1 pseudogene is annotated in these 896 nt (G+C 36.9%); it reads right to left on the bottom strand.

Features of this window, described 5'->3' with window-relative positions:
- Positions 1 to 73 (bottom strand): annotated as a pseudogene (locus tag ACFINO_RS10055) (DUF4102 domain-containing protein); the annotation flags it as partial.
- Positions 74 to 896 lie beyond the last annotated feature (823 nt).

Raw genomic sequence — 896 nt, 5'->3', positions numbered from 1 at the left:
CTGCCCCGTCACAATATTTACCCTGCGGAGACGTCTTTACGAATGATGCTGATAACCGATGAATCGCCCTCACTTAACGTCCCCTCTCGTCCACCTTTTCAAGCATTGCTCGTCCACCTTTTTTGGTCCACCTTTTAGACCACCTTTATTTTCTGATTTGAGATTTTTTCTTTAATACTTACTTTTTTTATTGAATCATAAAAAGCTATAGACATCAATACGCCCTTACACATCTTTATATACTTTGAATCTTGTTGCTAAGCCCCTGCTTGCCGCGTCTGGGCACCATACTCTTCTTTGTTATATGTAACCTATTGTTTTTACTGATGTAGCTTGTCAGCGGGTTTTGTATAATTTGCCACTAGGTTTTGTACCAATTTATTTTTTTCAAAGAGTTTTTAAGGGGTTCTCAAAGGGTCTTCAAAGACCTTATCTAAAGGGTATTTAAAGCCTCTTTTTTTTCTGCTCAAAATCGCAATTTTTGATGATCAATCATTGAGTTGGAATCGTATTATTTGAGAAGCAGCGTATATAAGATGTGTTCACCTCTTTTATCTTAAATTGATTGATAGTTTTTCCGTACCCCAAACACATTATTCAAGTACATTATTAAAAAGAGAAGCGTTTAAGCAATTCGGTCAACTTGACAGAATTCCTTTTCAGTATGCAATTGTGCAATGTTTTCATCATTACTCCTTTAAGGAATTGGGTAAACAATACCTTATTGTGTACTCATGCAATTGGATCAACTTGATCCTATTTCTCGTTTTAGCAATTGGGACAAGTTGTCCCTATTCCTCTAAATGCCCTTCATCACCAATCAAAGGGTCAAGTTGTCCCTTTGATTTTCTGTCTCTCAGAGGTTTCCTTTTCTCCTGCCTCTTTTCCCTTGTTTG

The sequence above is a fragment of the Bartonella sp. AA83SXKL genome (assembly GCF_042196965.1).
GTDB lineage: Bacteria > Pseudomonadota > Alphaproteobacteria > Rhizobiales > Rhizobiaceae > Bartonella.
This window is presented reverse-complemented; position numbering and strand designations above follow the sequence as displayed.